Raw genomic sequence first — 4900 nt, forward strand, 5'->3', positions numbered from 1 at the left:
GTGCTAAAAAATGAAGAACTTGTCTTCTTCATTGATTACCAATTGGCACAAACTTTTGAACAAAGATCAGATGAATTGGTTGAATATCTGAATGATAATAAAGTAAGTGAGAATTTTGAGAAAGTATTATCAGAAATAAAAAGTTACTATGGATATTTATCAGTAGATAACAATATTGAACAGAATATGGAAATATCATTAAAAGGGTATCAAGAGTTACTTGAAAATAGTACACAAGATTTGGTATAGAGGGGATAGGTAGTGGAGTAAAATGAAATTGAAACGTTCATTGTTAGGGATTATTTTGGCATTTTCAACTGCAGGAGTTATTGCAACGAATGTTGATGCCAAAGCTTATCAAGATATTTATGAGCAACAAGATCAACAAGAAATACAAATAAAAGAAGTGCTGGCCTCAGAATTTATTTCAGCAGATGACCATAAGCTGTTGAAGCAAGGATTAGAACGTATTGAAAAGGCTGAACAAAAAGAGACACGCCGCTCACTACGGTCAATGATGGCAGAAGAAGAGAAACATTTGTCAGAAGTGCAAAAACATCTGAATTCTAAAGAAGCACAAGTAGCCAAAAGCGAATTTACTCAATTAATGAAAGACTTGAAATCTTTAGAAAAGAAGAGTCAAGAGCCTTTCATTGTAGCTGAAGATTCTAAGCAGATTGAGGAATTAAAGAAAGAGCTGACAAATTTATCTGCTGCACAGAAGGTTCAGCCGATTCGTATTCTATCATCTGAGTTGAGTAATTTATCAACTCAGATGAGTGACAATCAATCTTTACTTATTGATTCAATAGATGAACTAAAAGAGCTTAATAAATTGGCAGAGGATTTGTCTAAGAAGAAATACCTACTAACAAGCGATAAAGAAGCATTGAAAAATGACGAAAAAGAAAATGCTAAATATTTTGAAGATGCGGATAATTTTGAACTAGTAAAAAGCCGGAAAAGTGATTCTAAAGAACTGATTGAACGTTTACAAACTAAACAAGAAGAAACTGAGCACGATTTTCAAGAAAATGAAAGTCAAACAAACGAGCTCATTCAATCAACAAGCTCTTTACTTTCAGAAGGCGATTTGACGTCAGAGGAGAAAGATAAGTTAAATGGAGCCAGTCAAACATTAAGCAACTCATTAAAAATGGATAATTATGAACCCGGTGATCTAGCAAAAAATTACGAAACTCTTCAAACTAAGTATGATGAATTTTTGGGTAATAGTAATCAGCGAATATCAGAAGCAAAGAAAAAAGCTGAACAGGAAGCAGCAGAAAAAACTGCTCGTGAGAAAGAAGAAGCAGCAAAACAGCAAACAGCTCAACAAGCTAGTAGTGCTTCTTCTCCATCCAGCGGTTCTACTTCTTCTCCTACTTTATCAGGAGAGTGGTATCAAGCTCCATCAGGATATAAATTCCTGAAAGTTTCTAGTGGTAAAACTTACGGTCAGGTTAAAAATCCAAATAACTTTAGCCTTATTACTGCGACAGAAGCGGCAAACTATAGCCCGGGACATGGGAATGGTTCTGCTAAGCAGTAGCGAAAAAATAAGCTCTGCGAAAGTTTCGCATTAATTTTCCAAAAAATTAAATTTTTTTGGAGGTTATAGTAAGTGAAAAGAAGAAGTTTTTTATGACGTAATGTATTAGAATCGAAAGTCATGTCAAGGAAAATTCCTTTAAAAAGTCAGATTGATACAATGCATAAAGACATCTAAGGCGAAACTTAGCTTCTTCTTAGATGTTTTTTTATTTCAACTACAATATTAAAAAAATATGCATTTATTCAATAGTTGCTATACATGAAACTTATAAAGAAAACCAACTAGGTAATTCATAGTATCAAATATGCCCTCATTGGGCCTAAAGGAGGGTTCAACATGAATTTACGTGATAGCTGGCAAAAATACCAGACTATTGAAAATTTCAATTATTCAGATATAGCGGAATATATTAGAGAACAAGGTCAACGCATGGTGTTCAAGTCAGGGAAAGCGATTGTTGAAAAAAGTGAATTTCCTTCCTACATTTATTTTATTATTGAAGGGATAGCAATTGGACAAAGACGTTATGAAGATGGCAATGAATATAGTTATTTCCAAGTAGATAAAAAAAGTGGCAACATTGGTTTATTAGAAGTATTGAGTAAGAAAGAGCAGTATGTAGCTACGATTACCTGCCTAACGAATGTAACAGTTGTCAAAGTGGAGTCCGCTATTATATATGAACTTATCATGAATAATATTGGTTTACTAAGAAAGTGTTCCTTTTTGTTGGCGAGGGATTTGTATAGCAGGTCTGGCAATGACGGCATATATTATTATTATACTGGCATTGATAGAGTACGTTTATATTTGATTAATTACTTTGACCAGCAGAAAAATATACTAAATAGTAGCTCTCTCCAGATAGGAATGAACTATGAGGAAATAGCCAATCAAATCGGTGTAAGTGTGAGAACTATAGGAAGAAGCATTAAACAATTGAAAGAAACTAAGGAAGTAAAGGTTAGTAGTAAAAAAATTTCTATTTCAGTTCAACAATATGAAAAAATGAAAAGTATGCTACAAAAATAAGGAAGATTTTTTTCCTTATTTTTTATTTATACGGACATCTGTCCTTTTATATGTTTTTGAATCCCCTTACAATAAAAGTGAATTAATAAGATGATTAAAAACAAAAAGTTTTATAAATAGGAGGATTTTATATGAAACGAGGATTAAAGTATGATTTTCCACTAATTGCTTTATTGTTGATACCAGTCGGTGTTTCGTTAAATGTAGTAGGTTATCAGTTATCATCGATTTTAAAGCTACCGGTTTTTATTGATATGATTGGAACTATTATGGTATCAATGATTGCGGGACCATGGATTGGTGCTTTGACGGGGCTGTTGGGAAATGTAGTGAGTGGTATGCTCAATCCGATAGCGATTGCTTACGGTGCTGTTTCTATGTGTGTAGGTTTTATCTCAGGTTATTTGTCAAAGTGGAAATTTTATAACAATATTTTTGGTGTAGTTCTTTCTTGTCTTATTATTTCAGTTGTTTCAGCAGCTTCAGCAGCTGTTGTGACTGTCTTCTTGTTTGGCGGTGTGACAGGAGCAGGAACAGATTTGATTACAGCCACATTTTTGGCAGCAGGAAAAGAATTGTGGAATTCTGTTCTGTCAACAAACTTGATTTCTGGAACAATCAATACCATTATTAATTTCTCGATTAGTTGGCTGATCGTTAGAAGAATCCCAGCCAGATTTTTAGTAAAATTGAACTATGGTGTACCATATGTGCGTAAAGGAGTGAATTTGAATGAATAGTAAAATAGGTAGACTATACCCTTCAACCAAATTTGCCTGTGTGCTGTTAGTTACGTTACTATGTATGTTTTCACCAGGATATACCTTTCAATATGCAGTGTTACCATTAATTTTAGTTTTGAGTATTTTTTCCCATACCTTTTGGAAATTCGTTTCTGCCTTCATAAAATCTATTTTTGTTGTTGTTTTGTTTATCTTTGTGGTTCAGGTGTTTATTATCAACAATGAAGATTCCCAGTCACTATGGTGGATTTTTAGTTTTTCTAATATAGGATTTGAAAATAGTTTAGCAATGACTTCTAAAATAGTGGGAATAAGTTCATGTATAATTTTCTTTTTTCAAGTTACCAGCACCAAAGACATTAACTATGCATTGGAAGAATCAGGAGTCCCTAAGAAAGTGACTTTTGTTGTAGCCTCTACTATTCAGTTAGTGCCACAGATGTCCAGTCTATCAAAAGCTATTACCGATGCCCAAAAATCAAGAGGAATTGAAACGGAAGGCTCTTTATGGGTGAGGATGAAATCATTTGTTCCAATGATTGGTCCATTAGTTTTATCTTCCATTCAACAAACGGAAGAAAGAGTTTTGACGTTGGAATCCAGAGCTTTCTCTTCTAAAAAGAAAAAGACCTCTATCTATGAATTAGCTAAGACTAAAGCTGATTATATTATCACGGCCTCGTGTTTATTAATTTTAGTAGGTTTTATTATTTGGAGGGTGATTAAGTGAGTATTCTGTCATTAAAAAATGTTAGCTATAAATACCCATTAGAAAATCAGGAAGCAATCAGCAATCTTTCTTTTGAATTTAAAAAGGGCCAAGTATATGGCTTGATAGGTGCAAATGAGTCTGGGAAAACAACTTTGTGTAATATTATCAGAGGATTTATTCCAGCTATCTATAAGGGTGATTTGCAGGGAGAGATACTAGTCAAAAATAAACATATCACAGAGTATGAGGAAGGAGAGCTTGCCTCTATTATCGGTTATTCTTTTCAAAATCCTTTTACACAAATTTCCGGTGTAAAAGAAACTGTCTATGAAGAGATCGCTTATGGAATGGAAAATCTAGGCATTCCCAGGGAAGTGATGATAAAAAAAGTAGATGAGCTGATTGATATGTTTAAACTTGGAAATTTGCGAGATAAAAACCCTTTTGAACTGTCAGGGGGACAAAAGCAGAGAGTAGCTTTAGCTTCAATAGTTGCTTTGGATCCTGAGATTATGATCTTAGATGAGCCTACTTCTCAGCTTGATCCTCAAAGTACAGAAGAAATTTTTGAGATAGTTTCTCTTTTGAAGGAGCAAGGGAAAACAGTCATTCTGGTAGAACATAAAGTGGATTTGCTTGCAGAATATTGCGATGAGGTAGCACTGATGTACCAAGGAGAGATTGTTTTATCAGGCAGTGTCAATGACGTTTTATCAAACAATGAGGTTCTAACATATGATGGACAACTTCCGCAGGTAACATTATTTTTCCTGAAGGCAATCAAAGAGAACAAAGTAGCTTCATCCATTGGTATACCTCTTACGTTAGAAGAAGCTTACTTGAGACTAAGAGAGGGTG

5 protein-coding genes and 1 pseudogene are annotated in these 4900 nt (G+C 34.0%); all 6 read left to right on the forward strand.

Annotated features, from left to right (window positions below; genetic code table 11):
• Positions 1–249, forward strand: a pseudogene (locus RT405_RS00855) (hypothetical protein); the annotation flags it as partial.
• A gap of 28 nt (positions 250–277) precedes the next feature.
• Positions 278–1552: a hypothetical protein gene (locus RT405_RS00860; protein ID WP_313466803.1), complete on the forward strand. Its 1275-nt coding sequence runs from the start codon at positions 278–280 to the stop codon at positions 1550–1552.
• A 339-nt stretch (positions 1553–1891) separates the two neighbouring features.
• Positions 1892–2587, forward strand: a complete 696-nt coding sequence (locus RT405_RS00865; protein ID WP_313466804.1) for a Crp/Fnr family transcriptional regulator — start codon at positions 1892–1894, stop codon at positions 2585–2587.
• A 131-nt stretch (positions 2588–2718) separates the two neighbouring features.
• Positions 2719–3327, forward strand: coding sequence for an ECF transporter S component (locus RT405_RS00870; protein WP_313466805.1), 609 nt, complete (start codon positions 2719–2721; stop codon positions 3325–3327).
• Positions 3320–4060 carry an energy-coupling factor transporter transmembrane component T gene (locus tag RT405_RS00875; protein WP_313466806.1) on the forward strand — a complete coding sequence of 247 codons (741 nt, stop codon included), beginning with the start codon at positions 3320–3322 and terminating at the stop codon, positions 4058–4060. Before RT405_RS00870 ends, RT405_RS00875 begins: the two co-directional genes overlap by 8 nt.
• Positions 4057–4900 (forward strand): ABC transporter ATP-binding protein (locus tag RT405_RS00880; protein WP_313466807.1); only part of this gene is annotated, 844 nt, incomplete at its 3' end. The genes RT405_RS00875 and RT405_RS00880, both read left to right, overlap by 4 nt.

Source organism: Carnobacterium sp. (assembly GCF_032094055.1).
Taxonomy (GTDB): domain Bacteria; phylum Bacillota; class Bacilli; order Lactobacillales; family Carnobacteriaceae; genus Carnobacterium_A.